The following is a 19,296-nucleotide window of genomic DNA, read 5'->3' on the forward strand; positions in this document are numbered from 1 at the left end:
GTATATTCCAACCAAAAATTAATTTAAATCTTCTAATGAAAAAATTAAGTTATTTAAGACCCATTTTTAATTTTATAGCAATCGGGTTGCTAATTACGACTTTAAGCCGAATCTTTTTATTTTTTATTTTTAAAGACAGAGTAGTCGAAACCCCAAATTTCTGGTATATCTTTCCAATCGGACTTCGAATGGATTTGATTTTACTTTGTTATTTGTCATTTCTACCGGCAGTTTTAATTACTTTTATTCCGAATAAAGGACTCAGGTTTACCAATAATTTTTTAGTAATTTATAGCTTTTTATTCCTGTTTTTGATTCTTTTTGTAGAATTGGCTTCACCGGATTTTGTAAAGCAATACGATACACGTCCTAATAAAATTTTCTTAGATTACCTGATTTATCCTAAAGAAGTTGTTGGAATGCTTCTAAAAAGTTATCTGACTTCTATCATTGTCACTTTTATAATTTTGGGAGTTGTACTTTATTTTGCTTTCAAAAAAGGAAAAAAATATTTCTATACTTCAAATACTGAATATAAATTTAAATTAATGGTTTTTCCGTTAGTTGCTTTTTTATTGTTTTTTGGTGCACGATCCAGTCTTACTTCAAAACGCCCGATAAATGCCAGTAATGCGGTTTTTTCAACAGATCAGTTGACGAATACTTTAGGATTAAATTCATTTTATACCGTAGCTTTTGCAGCTTATTCTATCAAAAATGAAGGAAATACCAAAATGTATGGTAAAATGGATGAGGCTGAAGCAATCGCCCGTGTAAAAAAATACATGATTGCCGGACCAAATGATTTTACAGATGCTGAGATTCCGTTTCTTCATGTAGAAAAACCGGATACACTTTTAAAGAAACCTTATAATTTAGTCATTTTTCTGCAAGAAAGTTTAGGTGCAGAATATGTTGGAATTTTAGGTGGAAAACCTCTAACACCTGAATTTGATAAACTATCAAAAGAAGGATTATTGTTTACCAATTTGTATTGCACAGGAACAAGAAGCGTTCGCGGAATTGAAGCAGTTGTAACCGGATTTTTGCCATCGCCATCAGAAAGTGTTGTGAAACTTGGAAACTCTCAGCAGGGATTTTTTACACTTGCTGATGCTTTAAAACAAAAAGGGTACGATACCAGTTTTATTTATGGCGGAATGGCCAATTTTGATAATATGGCTTCGTTTTTTAACGGAAACGGTTTTGAGGATATTGTAGATCAGGAAGATTTTGAATCTGATGGAAATAAATATGCGTTTAAAGGAACCTGGGGTTATTCTGATGAAGATTTGGTAACAAAAGCAAATAATTACTTTAAAGCAAAAGCAAATAAACCCTTCTTTTCATTAATGTTCTCAACTTCAAATCATGAACCTTTTGAATATCCGGCAGGAAGAATCAAACCGTATGACAAAATACCTGCAACGGTAAACAATGCTATGAAATATGCTGATTTCTCTATTGGGAAGTTTTTTGAAATGGCGAAGAAAGAGCCGTATTTCAAAAATACTATTTTCATCGTAATAGCAGATCATAACACCAGAACTTATGGTAAAAATTTAGTGCCAATTAATAAGTTTCATATTCCTGCTTTGATAATAGGACCTGGAGTTCCAAAAGGAACGTCTTATAGCAAACTGGCAAGTCAGATCGATATTCCACCAACGTTATTAAGTTATTTGGGACTTTCGTTTGAAACGCCAATGGTAGGAAGAAATCTAAATAAATTAGATCCAAAAACACAAGGAAGATCGATCATGCAATTTAATGATATCAATGCTTTTAGAGTAGAAAATCAGGTGGTGATTATGCAGCCAAATTTGAAACCTTTGCAATTCGAAATCAAAAATGATACGACTTTAATTCCGGTTAAATTAAATGAAGAATTGGCAAAAGATGCCTTGGCGCATGTAATTACAGCAGGAAATTTATACAAGGAAAATAAATACAAGTTGAGGAAGAAATAACTTTTTTCACCATATAAGTAATATAAGAAAATTTAAGTTTTGCCGCGTGCAATTTAAATGAACTTATATTACTTATATGGTTAAGAAAAAATCTTATTATTTTTTAAAATAAAGCGACAACAAACTCTGAGCAGCTGCAAAAGGTGATATTTCATCGTTTTGCACTGCTTTTTTGTTTTGTTCTAACTGCGAAATAATTTCAGGCTGATTGTAGAAATTCAGTTTCAATTGCTCGTTAATCGTTTCCATCATCCAGAACTGATTTTGTTCTTTTCGTTTTTCAGGAAAGAAACCCGATTCATTTGTTTGTACAAAATATTGAGAAATAGTATCCCAGATTTCTGAAATACCTTCTTTTGTAATAGCGCTGCAAGTCGTGACTTTTGGCTGCCAGTTTGATTTTTTTGGAGGGAATAAATGCAAAGCCCTGTTGAATTCCAGTTTTGCCTGATTTGCTTTTTTAATATTATCACCGTCAGCTTTATTGATCACAATTGCATCCGCCATTTCCATAATACCACGTTTAATACCCTGAAGTTCATCACCGGCACCGGAAATTTTTAGTAATAAAAAAAAGTCAACCATACTATGCACTGCAGTTTCACTTTGTCCAACACCAACCGTTTCAATAATAATAGTATCAAAACCTGCGGCTTCACATAAAATGATTGATTCGCGTGTTTTTCGGGCTACACCGCCCAAAGTATCTCCGGAAGCACTTGGTCTGATAAAAGCGTTTTCATCTTTTACCAATTCTTCCATGCGTGTTTTATCTCCAAGAATACTTCCGTGTGAAAGTGAACTACTTGGGTCAACTGCCAAAACGGCAACTTTTTTGCCTAATTGCGTTAGGAAACTTCCAAAAGCTTCGATGAAAGTACTTTTTCCAACTCCGGGAACACCTGTAATTCCTATTCTGATCGATTTATTAGCGTGAGGCAAACATCCATTAATAACTTCATTTGCTTTTGCAGTGTGTTCAGGATTTGTACTTTCTACCAAAGTAATCGCACGACTAAGTGATGTAATGTTTTCGTTTAAAATTCCATCAATCAATTCGACAGAAGAAGGTTGTTGTCTTCTGTTTTGCTTAATTTGATTGATAGCAGCAACATTGGTGATTTCAGGAGGTGAAATTCCGGCTTTTTCGTGTAAACTGCTTGATTGATTTTTTGAACTGGACAAAATGTATTTTTTGATACTGTAAAAGTACAGAAAACAAAAACAGTTTCAAAAAAGGATTTTCTTTGAAACTGTTGGTTTTATTCGCCACGAATTCACGAATTATTTTTGAATTTAAAGACAAAGTTTAAAACTTATGCGCATTCATTCGTGAATTCGTGGCTATAAAAATTAATAAGCTGCTGTAAAACGAACTTGGTGATGTTTTGCATTTTCTGCTTCATCCGCAATAACAACTGCTAAATCTTCTACAGAAAGGATACTTCTTTGTTCTTCATTAAATACCGGATTGTCCAGACCTAAACGATATTTTCCTGTTCTTCCGGTTGTAATTCCCTGATGCATTTCGAAAGCAGGACTGAAAAATGCCCAGTCTAATTCTTTTTCTTCTTTCAGGATATTCAAATAATCTCTTGCTGCAGTTGCACCAGCGTGGTATTCTTTAGGGAAATCAGGAGTATCTACGGCTTGTAAATCCGGAGCAACAAACAAACTTCCTGCTCCGCCAATAGTAATGAAACGTTTAACACCAGATTTTTTTACCGCTTCCTGAATCGCTTTAGATCCTGAGATAAAATCATCGTAAATGTTTGGATTCGTCCAACCTGAATTAAAAGCATTGATTACAACTTCGTTTCCTTTTAGAATTTCTGCCAGAGCATCAACATTATAGATGTCAGCACTTTTCCAGTTTACATTTAATGTGTCTTTCGGGTTTCTTGCAATAGCAGTAATATCGTGATTTCTGTTTGCTAATTCGTTTAAAATGGCAGAGCCCACAAAGCCTGTAGCTCCAATAATTGCGATTTTCATAATATATAAATTTTATTAGTAATAAAAATTGTTACAGTTTTGGGTAAAAAAAGGTTTAAAATTGATTAGAAAAATCTTCCAATGAGATCCCTTCTAATTGCAAACTAACTTTTTGATTCATATCATCATATAAAGCGCTCAAATTTTGATTAATTTTTTTACCTACGGGACAATCCGGATTAGGCTGATTTTTTGCATAACCAAGATTGATGGTTTCAAAAGTCATTTCGAAAATTTCTTTTAATGTAATTTTAGTTGAATCTACAGCTAATTTTGTTCCGCCGTTTTTACCTTCTTTACTTTCTACAATATGATGTGCTTTTAAGTTGGCAATTTCTTTTCGAACCAAAACAGGATTCAAATTAATGCTTCCCGCAATAAACTCAGATGATAAATAATCATTAGGGAATTTAGTGAGTAAAGTAAGAATGTGAATCGTTATGGCAAATTTACCTGAAATCATACTGTAATAAAATATATTACAAATGTAGATAGGTTTGAGAGAAAAAAAAAGTTTTTAACGAAAAATTAATTTTTAACATAATCACGTTGAGATTATAAAATAAAAACAATTTCAAAAGCTCCTTCTTTTTTATTAATGCTAGATTTGTAAGTGATTAGAAATATTATAGATTAAAGCAATGAAATTTATATTGAGCGTTGTATTTTTCTGCAGTTTACCGTTTTTAATATCGGGACAAAATCATGCTCAATTTGCTGATTCAATTCGGGTATCGAATGCGATTCCTGAACTGAGTTATGCTGTAATATCCGGAGATAAGATTTTAGAAATTAAAGCGTTAGGCTTACATTCAGTTGATCTCAAAGATGTTGCTGATTTAAATGATCGATTTCATATAGGATCTAACACTAAAGCAATGACAGCTTTTATAATTGCTAAATATGTTGAGAAAGGAAAATTAAAGTGGAACACGAAATTCTTTGATTTATTTCCGGAGTTAAAGAACACATCAAAAGCAGAATATTATGAGATAACGCTCGAAAAACTAGTATCTCATCAAGCCGGAATTCAGCCTTTTCAAGGAGAAAATGACCCTGCAGTTCCTGACTTTAAAGGAACGCCAAAAGAAAAAAGAGATCAGTTTGGGAAATTCGTATTAACATTAGATCCTGTCGAAATTAACTCAGAACATAAATATGTATATTCTAATGCAGGCTATACTTTAGCCAGTATGATGGTAGAAAAAGTTACCGGAAAAACTTGGGAACAATTAGTAGATATAGTTTTTAATAAAGATTTAAAACTGAATGTTAAGTTATCCTGGCCTGAAAATCAAATCACAAAAGATACCTGGGGACATTCATTTGAAAATAATAAATTAACCCCTGTTCCGTCAAACACAGATTATCGTTTGGATTATACAGAACCGGCTGGCGATATTAATATTAAACTCACGGATTATATCAGGTTTATTCAGCTTAATATTCAGGGGCTTCAAGGTCATGATAATTATTTAAAAGCAACTACCTATAATTTTATTCATAAAGGAAGTGAAGGTGATTCTCTGGGCTGGTTTAATAGTTATGAGAACAATCAGGATTTCTCTACACATTCAGGAACTGCCGGAACTTATTATACAATTGCAGCAATTGACAGAAAAAAGGGTATTGGTTATATTATTTTTACCAATTCTTTTAATGAAGCGACCGTAAACGGAGTACGACTAATAATGAGAAAATTAAAAAAAGATTATGGCAGTTAAAATGTTTTGTAATGGTTTAAAATCCGGCAATTTATAAATCCTTATTTTTGATGCTTTTACTGCCATGAACAATTTTATACTCATATTTTTCTTTCTTGCCCTGGGTTTGATTTTGCAACATATAAAGCAATTTCCAACGCACATTTATAAGGTTTTAAACAAAATTGTTATTTATATATGCTTGCCGGCGATAACCTTATATCATATTCCAAAAATAAAATGGAGCAACGAATTGCTTTTTCCAATATTAGCTGGCTGGATTAGTTTTTTTCTTGCTTTTGTGTTTTTTCATTTTTTAGGAAAACGATTGGGTTGGTCTAATAAACTTATTGGCTGTTTGGTTCTTACGGCAGGATTAAGCAATTCATCTTTTTTGGGATATCCTATTATTGAAGCTTTGTTTGGCAAAAAAGGATTAGAAACTGCGATCCTGGTAGATCAGCCCGGAACTTTTGTGGTGGTTTCTACTCTGGGCGTTTTTGTTGCGGCTTTTTACTCAAAAGGAAGTCCTGATACCTTGAGTATTTTCAAAAAAATAATCTTTTTTCCGCCTTTTATTACTTTTCTGGTGGCTTGTTTAATGAATGTTTTTCAGTACGATCTGAATCAAAACCTACAATATGTTTTAGTGAAAACAGGAAGTTTAGTAACGCCACTTGCTTTACTTTCAGTAGGATTACAACTCACTTTTGATCGAAAAAGCCAGCATTGGAGATTTCTTTGGCTCGGACTTTTCTTCAGGCTCATTGTAACGCCTCTCATTATTTTAATTGTATATGTTTTTATTTTTGGTCAACATTCTGAACCTATTAAAATAACTATTATAGAAATCGCAATGGCGCCTATGATTACAGGAGCAATTTTAGCATCAACATATGGTTTAAAACCAAAGTTAAGCAGCATGATGATTGGTTTTGGAATTCCTATTTCATTTTTAACACTGGCTATATGGTATTTTATCGTTAGTTTTGTCGTTTAAATTTGGTTAAAACAACATGAATTCATCTACACAAACAATTGCTGTTGATAGCAAAGCTTTAGTTCAAAAAACAGTTTATTCGGTCTTATTTTCAATTGCATTTGCACATTTATTAAACGACTTAATGCAAGCGGTAATTCCCGCTACTTATCCCATTTTAAAAGAAAACTTCAATTTAAGTTTTACACAAATTGGGTTAATTACATTTGTTTTTCAGCTTACAGCTTCTTTATTGCAGCCTTTTGTTGGTCTTTATACAGACAAAAAGCCAAAACCATATTCGCTTGTAATTTCTATGATTTTCACCATTATAGGATTAGGATTGTTGTCTATTGCCAGCTCTTTCTGGATGATATTGGTTTCAGTTGCTTTTGTAGGTATAGGATCGTCTATTTTTCATCCTGAAGCTTCAAGAGTTGCTTTTTTAGGTTCAGGAGGTAAACGCGGATTGGCACAATCTATTTTTCAATTAGGGGGAAATGCAGGAAGTGCGATTGGTCCTCTGCTAGTAGCTTTGGTAGTGGCACCACACGGACAATCTTATGTAATTTGGTTTGTAATTGCCGGAGTTATCGGAATTCTGATTTTATCAAGAATTGCACTTTGGTATGAGAATCACATGGCATTGCGAGCGGCTAAAAAATCAGACTTAGAAGAAGAGAAGGTTCAGTTATCAAACAAGAAAATTACAATTTCTATTATTGTTTTATTGTTGTTGATCTTTTCAAAATTCTTTTATATGGCCAGTATGTCAAGTTATTTTACTTTTTATTTAATGAGTAAATTTTCTATGTCAGTACAGGATTCTCAATTATACTTATTTATTTTTCTGGCTTCTGTAGCAGCCGGAACTTTAATAGGCGGGCCATTAGGAGATCATTTTGGAAGGAAATATATTATTTGGTTTTCTATTTTAGGAGCTGCACCATTTACCTTGCTTTTACCTTATGCTAATTTATTCTGGACAGGTGTTTTGGCTGTAATTATCGGGATTATAATTGCTTCGGCATTTTCTGCCATATTGGTTTTTGCACAGGAATTAAAACCGGGAAAAGTAGGTATGATTTCAGGTTTGTTTTTTGGATTTGCTTTTGGAATGGGAGGTTTAGGATCTGCTATTTTGGGTTATGTTGCAGATCAAACCAGTATTGAATATGTTTATAAAGTAAGTTCGTATTTGCCATTGATTGGTGTTCTGGCTTATTTTTTACCAAATATTCAAAAGAAGAAAAATTTATAAAATAATTCTGTTCTGTAAGAGAAAAAACTTGACTAAAGCACGATTATAATTTGTTTACGAATTGCAGTTTTCGTTTGTAATGCTTGTCATTTCGCGGTTTGTAATAACCTTTTGTATGATTTAAATACTAACCCGATAGAAAAAATAGAATTTTAACTTATTTTTAAAAAAATGATGTTTTCCTTATCTATTTTTTAGTTAATTTTAGATGAACTAAAAAATATAATTATGTCAACATTAAGATTAGGAGATATTGCTCCAGATTTTCATGCAGAAACAACCGAAGGTCCAATCAATTTTCATGAATGGTTAGGCGATTCATGGGGTGTTTTATTTTCGCATCCTGCAGATTTTACCCCTGTTTGTACAACTGAATTAGGAACAGTTGCCAATTATGTTCCTGAATTTAAAAAAAGAAATACAAAAGTTATTGCATTGAGCGTAGATGGTCTTGAGTCACACAAAGAATGGATTAAAGACATTAATGAAACTCAAAATACAACCGTTAACTTTCCTATAATTGCAGACGAAGACAAAAAGATAGCAACTTTATACGATATGCTGCATCCTAATGCAAGTGAGAAATTTACGGTGCGTTCTGTTTTTGTAATTGGACCAGATAAAAAAATAAAGCTAACATTGACTTATCCGGCATCCACAGGAAGAAATTTTGATGAATTACTTCGTGTTATCGATAGTTTACAATTAACAGCAGATTACAGTGTGGCAACTCCTGCCAACTGGAAAGACGGAGAAGATGTTGTTATTACACCTGCGGTTCCGGATAGTGATATTCCGGCAAAATTCCCTAAAGGACATACACCTATCAAGCCTTATTTGCGCATGACACCGCAACCTAATAAATAGTTTTTAAGTTGCTGAGGCGCTAAGTTTCTAAGATTTAAGTTTTATATAAAATATCTTAGAAACTTAGCACTTTAGTTGCTTTATCTATATCCCGACATGAACGCTTTTCTTCATGAGTTCATTCATTCGTTTTTTATCTCCTACGACCCAAATAATATCATTTTTTTCCAGGATCAATTGTGATTCCGGATTTAAAATTCGATTACCGTTTCTTTCAATTCCCACGACAAGTCCGCCGGTTTTACCTCTAAACTGACCAATGGTTTTTTGGATAAATTCCTCATTAAAAATTTCCATTTGGCGCAATACGATATCTGATTCATCGATGTTTTTAGCAGCTTCAATTTCCTTTTGCAGATAATTTGTAAACTGCGTAATTTGCTCGTCTGTACCAATAACGCAAATTTCGTCACCGGGAAACAAACGTTCATTTTTTGTTGGAATTGGGATCGTGATTTCACCACGACGAATAAAAGCAATATTGATTCCCATATTTTCCCTAATGCGTAATTCTTCTAAAGTTTTACCCGCAAGATTTGATTCTTTGCCAATATCAAAAATAGACATGTGACCATCCCAAGGCATTAAATTGGCATATCTTCTATCGATCTTTTTGTTTTCGCGATCGTTTAGGTTCTTTAAAAAGTGATTTTCGATTTTATGATATTGCTCGTTTAATTTTTTAGGAAACAATTGATAAGCTCCAATTGCGATGATCAAAGCGACAAAAGCAACTAAAGGTGAGAAGAAAATATTAAGTAAAAAACCAACGAAAAATAAACCAAGGCTCATTCTAATTAGTATCAACATCAAAAGTGCGCCACGATATTTTCGTTCTTCCCATAATTCTTCGACTTCTGTAACTTTTACGCGTCGCAGCGAAAGTGCCCATAAAAAAGGCGCAATTACAACCAGTGTAATAAGTGCAGCAAGAGTATTGCCAAAACGGGTATCAGCGACTAAAGGCGCTACAAATTTAGCCGAGAGTAATATAATAGCCGTAATAATTATAGTATGTAATATTATTTGGGTTATAGAAGCACGAAGAACAATTTGCCAGGTACTAACAGATTTTATTGCTTGTGCATTTACACTATAACGATTAATATTTTTAACCCATTTTTTAGGTAATTTTCGCTCTAAAAACCCAGAGAAAGGATCAGAATATTTAATTAAGAAAGGAGTTGTAAAAGTTGTAATGGCAGATACAGCCACAATAATAGGATATAAAAATTCGCTGGTTACTTTAAGCGACATTCCTAATGTGGCAATGATGAACGAGAACTCCCCAATTTGAGCCAAACTCATACCCGTTTGCACCGATTGTTTAAGGGGTTGTCCTGATAACAAAGCTCCGATAGACGAACTAAATGCTTTGCCAAAAATAGTAAGAAGGGTTATTAAGGCAACCGGTAACATATATGTCACCAGAGTTTCGGGATTAATTAACATTCCCACCGATACAAAGAAAACAGCACCAAATAAATCTTTTACAGGCTGGATCAAATGTTCAATTTTTTCGGCTTGTGTAGTTTCTGCAATAATAGATCCCATGATAAATGCACCAAGAGCAGGAGAGAAGCCTACATTTGCAGCAAACATAACCATCATTAAACAAAGTGCTAATGATATAATCAGCAACATTTCGTCTGTTAAAAGATGTTTTGCTTTTTTAAGTATTGTTGGAATAATAAAAATTCCGCCTAAAAACCATATGATTAAAAAGAAGATTAATTTTAAAACGGATTGTAACAATGCACCGCCTGAAACCTGATCGCTCACTGCAATTGTTGATAATAAAACCAACATTAAAATAGCGACAATATCTTCAACAATTAAAGCGCCAAATACAATTCCTGCAAACTTTTTTCCTTTTACTCCCAGTTCATCAAACGCACGAATAATAATGGTTGTTGATGAAATCGAAAGTGTGGCTCCCAGAAAAATACTGTCCATTTTTCCCCAACCCATCCATTGACCAACACAATACCCAATGAGTGTCATGAATAATATCTGGGTTATAGCTGTTATGGAGGAAGTTCCTCCAACTTTCATTAATTTTTTAAAACTAAATTCGAGTCCAAGACTAAATAATAAAAATATAACTCCAATTTCAGCCCATACTTCAACACTTTTCATATCTGTTATGGATGGGAAAAAGTCAAAGTGATTTCCGGCTAAAAATCCGGCAATCAAATAACCTAAAACCAGAGGCTGTTTCATTTTTTTAAATATCAAAACAGCAATTCCGGCGGTCATCAGGATTAATCCCAAGTCGCTGATAAGGGGTTGTAAGTGGTGTGTAGTTTCTGCAGCGGCGTTTAAGGCAATCATAAAGTGGTATTTGTTGTTCAGGAGTTTAATCCAGCTTTCTATTTGAAATAGATTCACGGAACTCTATCAAATAAAGTCGAGAAAAGTAATCTGGGCTATTTCCTAACAAGATTTGTAAATAAAAAAAGCTATCGATAAAGATAGCTTTTTTTGAGAAAATATTTTGAGTTTTTTTTAAATTCCTACGTAATTGCTAGGAGTAATGGCCATTAATTCTGCTCTTACAGCATCAGAAACTTCTAACGTTGCAATAAAATTATGAATAGCTTTTTTGTCAATTGCTTCGTTAGTTCTTGTTAAACCTTTTAATGCTTCGTAAGGATTTGGATATGCTTCACGACGCAAAATAGTCTGAATAGCTTCTGCTACAACAGCCCAGTTTTTTTCTAAATCTTCAGCAAATTTACCTTCGTTCAAAAGTAATTTGTTTAATCCTTTTAATGAAGCTTCAAAAGCAATAATTGTGTGCCCTATTGGTACACCAATATTACGTAAAACAGTACTGTCAGTTAAATCACGTTGCAATCTTGATACCGGCAATTTAGCTGCCAGATGTTCAAAAATAGCATTTGCGATTCCTAAGTTTCCTTCTGAGTTTTCAAAATCAATAGGATTAACTTTATGTGGCATTGCAGAAGATCCAATTTCTCCGGCTTTGATTTTTTGTTTAAAATAATCCATCGAAACATAGGTCCAGATATCACGATCTAAATCGATAACGATAGTATTGATTCTTTTTAAGGCATCAAAAAATGCTGCAAAATGATCGTAATGCTCAATTTGTGTTGTTGGAAAAGAGTGGTGTAAACCAAGATCTGTTTCAACAAATTTATTACCAAATTGTTTCCAGTCAATTTGTGGATATGCAACATGATGTGCGTTGTAGTTTCCTGTTGCTCCACCAAATTTAGCAGCAAACGGAATATTAAACAACAAACGCATTTGCTCTTCAAGACGTTCTACAAATACCAAAATTTCTTTACCCAAACGAGTAGGAGAAGCCGGTTGTCCGTGTGTACGCGCTAACATTGGGATATCCTTCCATTCTGTGCTTAATTCTTTTAATTTAGAAATTAAAGTAATTAGCGAAGGCATATAAACCTGCTCAAAAGCATCTTTTGTAGAAAGCGGAATGGCAGTATTATTAATATCCTGAGATGTTAAACCAAAGTGAATGAACTCTTTGTATTGAGATAAGCCTAATTTTTCAAAAGCATCTTTAATAAAGTATTCTACCGCTTTTACGTCGTGGTTGGTTACTTTTTCGGTTTCTTTTATCCAAAGAGCATCTTCTGTTGAGAAATTTTTATAGATATCACGTAAACTGTCAAATAAATTTGGGTTTACATCTGCAAGTTGTGGCAAAGGAACTTCGCACAAAGCAATAAAGTATTCAATTTCAACTAATACGCGGTATTTGATCAGAGCTTCTTCAGAGAAAAATGGTGCTAATGAAAGGGTCTTACTTCTATATCGTCCGTCGATTGGTGATATAGCATTCAATTCGTTTAGAGTAGTCATTGTTATGTTGTTTTTTCGAAAGGCACAAATATAAGCTATTGTTAAAACTTCTGAAAATTACCGAAGAGTTATTATGGCAGAAACTAATAATTAAATTGTTGTTTTGAAAATTTTGTCCCAAATAGTAAAATAGAACCCAAAGTTATGAGATTCATTTTTATGATGGTCTGCATGAAATTTTGTTGTTGAGATCCATTTTGTAATGTAGCTTTTATACCATAAATCAGGAAAAATGTCGGTTTTCAGATGTCCAAATATTCCGTATGAAAGATTTAAAATCAGGTAAATAATAATGCTGATAAAGTTAAAATGGAATAATGTAATCGAAAACAGCCATATAATGCCAAAGCCTAAAGTTTCTACAGGATGAAGTACAAATAGGCTGTAAACACTTGTTTCTATATGAGTATGATGAAGCTTATGTACGGGATAAAACCATTTTAGATGATGTACCATATAATGAAAACAAAACATTAAAAAATCCATCAAAAAAATCAGCAATAAAGTATCGAATAGTATAGATAGAATTGATGTTGTAAAATCTACTTTCATGATTTTAAAATAATATAATTCATATCCTAAAAGCGTGATAAGTGTATTGCAGATAAGAGTTGTGAAAATCCATTTTCTGTCTTTTTTATTGAGTTTGGTATTTTCAGGCTCTATTATTTTGCCAAGTAAGACAGAAAGAAATAAAAGAATCGCATTTTCTGCCAGGAAGAAAATGAAAAGTACAAATAAGTTAAACTGCGATAGTTGTTGTAGCCAGCTTTCGAAAATCATGAATTCTTTTCTGTTTCAAGTAATCTTTCTCTTAATTCGGCTACACCTTCAGACGCAATTTTAGCAATAACTTCAACTTTGTTCTGAATATTAGGAATCGAAATTGGCTTTGGATCAATATAAAAAACCGGTGTAATACTATATGTATAAGATATTAAGCCTGCTGCAGGATATACTTGAAGTGAAGTTCCTATTACGGCAAAATAATCAGCAGTTTCAGTAATTTCGATAGCTTCTTCAAGAGCGGGAACATCTTCGCCAAACCAAACAATATGCGGACGCAATTGATGTCCGTTTTCATCCAGATCGCCTGTGTATAAATCGTCTTTCCAATCCAGAATTATATCGCGATTTCTGGTACTTCTTACTTTTAGTAATTCTCCATGCAAATGCAGCACTTTCGTACTTCCGGCGCGTTCATGCAGATCATCTACATTTTGAGTAATAATATGCACATCAAAATGCTGTTCTAATTCGGCTAAAATATAATGTCCCAAATTCGGTTTTACTTCTTTTAGCTGTTGACGTCTTTTATTATAAAAGTCCAAAACCAGTTCCTGATTTTTACGCCAGCCTTCAGGAGTTGCTACTTCCATAACATCGTGACCTTCCCACAAACCATCACTGTCCCTAAAAGTTTTAATGCCGCTTTCAGCGCTAATTCCGGCTCCGGTTAAAACAACTAATTTCTTTTTCATCTTATTCAATTAAAAGATAAAAATAAAGAATAAAAGAATGAAAGCCTATACTTTTACCGTTAGTAATTAAATGTTGGTAGAAAACAAGAATTAGAATTTAGCATGCTGGGAAATATATAAAACCTAATAACTACCAATATTATGTATCTAAAGGCACATTTTGACTTTTGAATTTTTACAGATAATAAAAGCGTATTTATACTTATTGTCGAATTGTTGTAAATTATTTAATTTTAAGGAAGCACAAATCAAAATGGCTATTCGATGATTTTAATACAGTTTACGGGATTATCAGGTTCAGGTAAAACGACATTAGCACATAATGTTCGCGACTTGTTAAGGAATAAAAGTTATAAAGTCGAAATAGTTGACGGAGATGTTTATCGAAAAACCATTTGCAGCGATTTAGGATTTTCAAAAGAAGACAGATGCGAAAATATCAGGCGTTTGTTTATGGTAGGCCAAAATTTTATCGAAGAAAATACAATCGTTTTAATGTCGGTTATTAATCCTTATGAAAATCTGCGGAATGAACTGAGAAACTATGAATTTGTACGAACTGTATATTTAGACTGTTCAATAAATAATCTTATTAAAAGAGATCCAAAAGGTTTGTATAAGAAAGCTTTGCTGCCGGATACGGACTTTAATAAAATTAATAATTTTACCGGAATAAGCGATGTTTTTGAGGTTCCGTCTAATGCCGATTTAGTTTTAAAAACGGATTTGGAAACCGAGATTTTTTCGACGGATAAACTTTATAATTTTATCCTTAATAATTTATCTGATTTTGAATAATTTAATACTTTTCAGCATATGAACCCTTCTTCACATAAACTGCCCGTTTCCTTTTCGATAGATAAACTGCAAAAAGATCTTGTAATATGCGAAAATGATTTGTGGACACCACATTTTAATACGAATCGATATCAGGGAAATTGGACCAGTATTTCTTTAAGATCACAATCTGGTTTAGAAAGTGATATTATGTCTTTTTCAAGCAAAGAATATATAAATACAGGTTTACTCGATCGATGCCATTATTTTAAAGAAATCATGGACTGGTTTCAATGCGAAAAAGAAGCTGTCAGATTGCTTAGATTAGATCCTCAAAGCGAAATCAAGGAACATACTGATAATGATACATCTTATGAAGATGGTTTTTTTAGAATTCATATTCCAATAATAACAAATCCGGAAGTGTTGTTTTATGTAGATAAAAAATTGGTTCCCATGAAAATGGGAGAGTGCTGGTATGCTAATTTTCAGCTTCCGCATAGTGTAGAAAACAGAAGTTATAAACCTCGTATTCATCTCACGCTGGATTGTATACGAAATGATTGGTCTGATAAGTTGTTTGCTTCTATGGGATTTGATATAAATAAATCGCCAGTAGAAAATCAATATTCAGACGAAATAAAACAACAGATAATAGCGGAGCTTTCCCGAAATTCATCAGAAGCTGCGGCCAAAATTATTGCCGATTTGCAATCAAAATAAAATTATAAATGGAAAACATACATCACCCGCTTTTCAACTGGATTCCTGTTAACTTAATCGAAAAAGATAATGAGGTTTATTTTGAATGGATTTATTTAGCCGATATCAAATATGCTGAGCCATTTTTTGATGAAACTATTGCAAAATGTAAAAGTCACGATTATAATTCGAAACCATTTAAAGTAGTGAGTACTGCAGATAATCTCATAGATTGGTCGAATGACTTGATTTCGGTTGAGCTAAAATCGTTCGTTTTTCATGTGTCAAGATGTGGTTCTACAATGTTGAGCCAATCTTTAGCAACTTCTTTCGAAAACATAATGGTCTCTGAAGCACCAATTATTGATCAGATACTAAGAAGTGATCTTTTTAGAACAGATGAAAAAAGTGTGCTTTTAAAATCTGTCCTGAATTTATTAGGACAAAAAAGATTTACTGAACAACAAAATTTGATTATAAAGCTTGATGCGTGGCATATTTTTAACGCGGGTTATTTAAGATCACTTTTTCCCGAAACACCATTTGCTTTGCTTTACAGAAATCCGACAGAGGTTTTGAAATCACATCAAAAAATGATGGGAATGCATATGGTTCCTCATGTATTGCCTTCGACTGTTTTCGGAATTTCTGATAAAGAAATCAATGAGGTTAGTTTTGTGGAATATGGTGCTTTAGTGCTGGAAAAATATTTTCAGGGATTTCTTGATTTTTACAAAACAGATCGAAACGTTGTAATGCTCAATTATAATGAAGGAATGAAAGCTGTTGTTGAGAAATTTATAGCATTTATAAATGTTCATTATTCTAATGAGGAACTCCATAAAATGTATGAGCGCTTAAAAAAACATTCTAAAAATGAAACGACTGCTTTTTTTGGTGATTCATTCAAAGAAGAACCTTTGCACATTGATTTTGAAAGACTTGATGTTTTGCACGAAAAACTGAATAATAATTTAGTTCAGGTGTAAGATGATTTTTCTTATTTTTATCCTATGAAAAAATTGTTTTTAGTATTATTCTTTTTAGTAAATACTGTTTTACTTGCACAAACAAAAACCAATGAAAAAATAGTATCATTTGGGAGCAATAATACTATAACAAATTATCAATTTTCTAAGAAAGATAATTATCAGGTTGATTATAAAAAGTACCTGAATTTTCCTGTTCAGTTCTCTATTTACAATCCTAAACCGGGTTTTAATCCTTATAAAATCGAGACACAAAAATACTATTCTTTTAAGCACACCAATTCATTGCTTAAAAGAGAAATGAGTAATTTAGATCTGGACCCACATCCCACTTTGAGCAAAAAGAAAAGCCTGGGCGAAACTATTTTTGAAGATGCCCTGGAAGGAATTTTTCATAAATAATTGAAATAAAGCAATACACATACTTCTTTTAAAATGTATTTTTGTGGCAAACACGAATAAAATGATTGATTTAGATTACCTCGCTTTCCTTGAAAATATATTAACAGACAATCGCAAAGAAAAATTCTTAAAAGTTCTTGGAAACAGAACGAAACATTTTACCATTGTGGTCGAAGATGTTTTTCAAATGCATAATACAAGTGCAGTTATGCGTAGTTGCGAAGTTTTTGGAATTCAGGAACTCAATGTTATTGAGCAGCGTTACGGAAAAAAAATCGATAAAGAAATTGCCATGGGCGCCCAAAAATGGGTTGATATTAATCAGTATGATTCTGTTACAAATTGTATTGCTACGCTAAAAAATCAGGGATATCAAATTATTGCCACAACGCCTCACGAAAATGACTGCTTGCTGGAGGATTTTGATATTTATAAACCAAGTGCTTTGTTTTTTGGTACTGAAAGAGACGGATTGTCAGAAGAAATCCTGGAAAAAGCCGATGGATTTCTTAAAATTCCAATGGTTGGTTTTACAGAGAGTTTGAATATTTCTGTTTCGGCGGCGATCATTATTCAAAACTTAACCAACAGATTACAAAATTCAGATATCGACTGGCATTTATCCGAAGAAGAAATTCTGGAAAAACGTTTGGCTTGGGCCAAAAATTCAATTAAGGATATTAAACGAATCGAAGCTCGATATTTCGAAGAAAATCCAAGATAAGTTTTTAAGATTGTAAGTTATCTCCCAAAAGAGTCATAATTATCTTCTGCATATTTTTCAAAACGTTTTAACAAAACGACATTTTCTTTTTCTACTGATGTTAATTCACTATTCACATTCTCAGAAACAGGAATATACCATTCAACATCATCAAAAAACTGGCGAACAGTTTTTGTTTTAAAAGTAAGTCCGTGTCTGGCAAAAATGGTATTTCTAAGAATCTCCAAATCAATTTTCTTTAGATTTTTTACATCTGATTCTTTTAGTTTTTGTGTCGACGAATTGATTTTAAAGATACTTTCTGATGCCTCTCTATAAACAGTTTCCATGTAGGTTGCATTATCTTTAATTTCCGGATCATCACTTTCCTCGGTTACTTGTTCCTCTTTTGGATTAACATAATCAACATACATTCCTTCTTCAGGAAGCATAACACTTGAATCATACTTAAATTCTTTTTTAGTAAGTTCAAGTTTTCTTTTAGTGACTTCTTTTTTAGAATTATTGGCAGTCCAGGTTCCAACTAGAAGACTGTCGTTTTTTATTTCAAAATCAAAAACGCCATCATTTTTATCGTCACCCGGTTCTTTAAGAATAAAATGAATTGTATTGCCATCTACAGTCATTTGACCGCTAAGTGGTCTGCTGTTTCCGGCAACAACACTTTGTCCGGTAACTTTTGTAGCTGTAATTTTCTTGATGACAATGTTTATTTTATTGATGTAATTTTCTTTTTCCGGTCTGGTTGTATCGCGCTCTAAAACAGTAAAATTGCCTACATAGGAACCATACAAATCAGTTCTAATTTCTTTAGCCAGATTTTCAGAGCTGTTTTTTACGGTTTTTTTCTCTTTAGAATTACAAGAAAAAAGGAATATGGATAACAGTAAACAAAAAAGTTTTTTCATTTTTTTAATTGGTTATATAGATAATATTCAGCGATTAATAAATTAGGAATCCAGCCCAACCACGCAATTATCTGATAGACATCCATAGGTGCGGGATGAAACAAATATACAAGAATAACCTTCCAGAAACGTAGCGTAATAGCAGAAAAAGTTAAGGCAAAACTTCGCAACATATAAGCTTTATGTTTTGCAATATTTTTATTTTTGATGGCGGTAAAACCTTTGAAGGTGAAATAAAACCACAGAATAGATAAACTAACAAAAGAGATTTTAGAGTAAAGTCCGCCATTTGCAAAAAGACCAATAAACAAACCCGAAGGTGCACTTAAAAAAAGAACTACAAAAACATAAAATTTTCCAATGTTTCTATGTGCTGCAGGAAATTTTTTTAAAAGGACGGAACTCAACTGAAAAAATCCGGCAAGCAAAACAAAAATAGCCGAAAAAACATGTATATAAAATATGGGATAATAAAAAGAAATCTGACTAATCTCCGTTTGTTTTATCTGAAGAAATGCGACATCACTTTTTAGCGGAATATATTGTCCCGTTATTTTAATCATTAAGATGAAAAAATAACTAAAGCAAATGATCCAGATAAATTGTAGAGAAAGCCAAAGATTTTTTTTCAATTTTTGAGTGAGCGCGTTTAAGTTGTTCAAATGAGTTGTCCTGAAAAAGGT

19 protein-coding genes are annotated in these 19,296 nt (G+C 32.8%); 10 read left to right on the forward strand and 9 right to left on the reverse strand.

Translation table 11 applies throughout. The features are described 5' to 3' along the window. Positions 1–35 precede the first annotated feature (35 nt). Positions 36–1,970: an LTA synthase family protein gene (locus BXU01_RS22500; RefSeq protein WP_083695857.1), complete on the forward strand. Its 1,935-nt coding sequence runs from the start codon at positions 36–38 to the stop codon at positions 1,968–1,970. 96 nt (positions 1,971–2,066) lie between these two features. Here BXU01_RS22500 and meaB read toward each other — a convergent pair whose 3' ends face one another. From meaB to BXU01_RS22515, 3 genes are all read right to left on the reverse strand, one after another. Then, positions 2,067–3,155 carry a methylmalonyl Co-A mutase-associated GTPase MeaB gene (meaB, locus tag BXU01_RS22505; RefSeq protein WP_083695859.1) on the reverse strand — a complete coding sequence of 363 codons (1,089 nt, stop codon included), beginning with the start codon at positions 3,153–3,155 and terminating at the stop codon, positions 2,067–2,069. A gap of 168 nt (positions 3,156–3,323) precedes the next feature. Then, complete coding sequence (locus tag BXU01_RS22510; RefSeq protein ID WP_083695862.1) at positions 3,324–3,965, reverse strand: NAD(P)-dependent oxidoreductase; 642 nt, start codon at positions 3,963–3,965, stop codon at positions 3,324–3,326. 55 nt (positions 3,966–4,020) lie between these two features. Beyond that, complete coding sequence (locus tag BXU01_RS22515; protein WP_083695864.1) at positions 4,021–4,428, reverse strand: Rrf2 family transcriptional regulator; 408 nt, start codon at positions 4,426–4,428, stop codon at positions 4,021–4,023. Positions 4,429–4,606: 178 nt separating this feature from the next. Between BXU01_RS22515 and BXU01_RS22520 the strand changes: the two genes are divergently transcribed. From BXU01_RS22520 to BXU01_RS22535, 4 genes are all read left to right on the forward strand, one after another. Then, positions 4,607–5,689, forward strand: a complete 1,083-nt coding sequence (locus BXU01_RS22520) for a serine hydrolase (protein WP_083695867.1) — start codon at positions 4,607–4,609, stop codon at positions 5,687–5,689. Between the two features lie 64 nt (positions 5,690–5,753). Beyond that, positions 5,754–6,668: an AEC family transporter gene (locus tag BXU01_RS22525; RefSeq protein WP_083695870.1), complete on the forward strand. Its 915-nt coding sequence runs from the start codon at positions 5,754–5,756 to the stop codon at positions 6,666–6,668. A gap of 16 nt (positions 6,669–6,684) precedes the next feature. Next, positions 6,685–7,908: an MFS transporter gene (locus tag BXU01_RS22530; protein ID WP_083695873.1), complete on the forward strand. Its 1,224-nt coding sequence runs from the start codon at positions 6,685–6,687 to the stop codon at positions 7,906–7,908. A 228-nt stretch (positions 7,909–8,136) separates the two neighbouring features. Next, entirely contained in the window at positions 8,137–8,775 is a 639-nt protein-coding gene (locus BXU01_RS22535) for a peroxiredoxin (protein WP_055095492.1), read from the forward strand. Between the two features lie 84 nt (positions 8,776–8,859). On the opposite strand, the gene BXU01_RS22540 is transcribed toward BXU01_RS22535, so the two are convergent. The 4 genes from BXU01_RS22540 to BXU01_RS22555 form a co-directional block, all read right to left on the reverse strand. Continuing rightward, positions 8,860–11,109 (reverse strand): cation:proton antiporter, encoded by a 2,250-nt coding sequence (locus BXU01_RS22540; RefSeq protein ID WP_083695875.1) that lies wholly within the window; start codon positions 11,107–11,109, stop codon positions 8,860–8,862. Positions 11,110–11,283: 174 nt separating this feature from the next. Next, a complete protein-coding gene (gene purB, locus BXU01_RS22545; protein ID WP_083695878.1) occupies positions 11,284–12,630 on the reverse strand; it encodes an adenylosuccinate lyase in 1,347 nt (448 codons plus the stop codon). A 90-nt stretch (positions 12,631–12,720) separates the two neighbouring features. Continuing rightward, positions 12,721–13,413, reverse strand: coding sequence for a sterol desaturase family protein (locus tag BXU01_RS22550; protein WP_083695881.1), 693 nt, complete (start codon positions 13,411–13,413; stop codon positions 12,721–12,723). Next, positions 13,410–14,111: an NAD-dependent deacylase gene (locus tag BXU01_RS22555; RefSeq protein ID WP_083695884.1), complete on the reverse strand. Its 702-nt coding sequence runs from the start codon at positions 14,109–14,111 to the stop codon at positions 13,410–13,412. The genes BXU01_RS22550 and BXU01_RS22555 overlap by 4 nt, the downstream gene beginning before the upstream one ends. Before the next feature lie 264 nt (positions 14,112–14,375). Between BXU01_RS22555 and cysC the strand changes: the two genes are divergently transcribed. From cysC to BXU01_RS22580, 5 genes are all read left to right on the forward strand, one after another. Beyond that, positions 14,376–14,909 carry an adenylyl-sulfate kinase gene (cysC, locus tag BXU01_RS22560; RefSeq protein ID WP_083695887.1) on the forward strand — a complete coding sequence of 178 codons (534 nt, stop codon included), beginning with the start codon at positions 14,376–14,378 and terminating at the stop codon, positions 14,907–14,909. Positions 14,910–14,927: 18 nt separating this feature from the next. Then, on the forward strand, positions 14,928–15,611 hold the full coding sequence (locus BXU01_RS22565) for an aspartyl/asparaginyl beta-hydroxylase domain-containing protein (RefSeq protein ID WP_083695890.1): 684 nt from the start codon (positions 14,928–14,930) through the stop codon (positions 15,609–15,611). 8 nt (positions 15,612–15,619) lie between these two features. After that, positions 15,620–16,579 (forward strand): sulfotransferase family protein, encoded by a 960-nt coding sequence (locus BXU01_RS22570; protein ID WP_083695893.1) that lies wholly within the window; start codon positions 15,620–15,622, stop codon positions 16,577–16,579. Between the two features lie 24 nt (positions 16,580–16,603). Next, the gene (locus tag BXU01_RS22575) at positions 16,604–16,981 is read left to right on the forward strand and encodes a hypothetical protein (protein ID WP_083695896.1); all 378 of its coding nucleotides are present in this window, start codon (positions 16,604–16,606) and stop codon (positions 16,979–16,981) included. Between the two features lie 61 nt (positions 16,982–17,042). Continuing rightward, positions 17,043–17,705 carry an RNA methyltransferase gene (locus BXU01_RS22580; RefSeq protein WP_083695899.1) on the forward strand — a complete coding sequence of 221 codons (663 nt, stop codon included), beginning with the start codon at positions 17,043–17,045 and terminating at the stop codon, positions 17,703–17,705. A gap of 17 nt (positions 17,706–17,722) precedes the next feature. Here the strand turns inward: BXU01_RS22580 and BXU01_RS22585 are convergent, their stop codons facing one another. Further along, complete coding sequence (locus tag BXU01_RS22585; protein WP_083695902.1) at positions 17,723–18,613, reverse strand: YARHG domain-containing protein; 891 nt, start codon at positions 18,611–18,613, stop codon at positions 17,723–17,725. Then, entirely contained in the window at positions 18,610–19,275 is a 666-nt protein-coding gene (locus BXU01_RS22590) for a DUF2306 domain-containing protein (protein WP_255373829.1), read from the reverse strand. The genes BXU01_RS22585 and BXU01_RS22590 overlap by 4 nt, the downstream gene beginning before the upstream one ends. Positions 19,276–19,296: the final 21 nt, after the last annotated feature.

This window comes from [Flexibacter] sp. ATCC 35103, from assembly GCF_001975985.1.
Taxonomy (GTDB): domain Bacteria; phylum Bacteroidota; class Bacteroidia; order Flavobacteriales; family Flavobacteriaceae; genus Flavobacterium.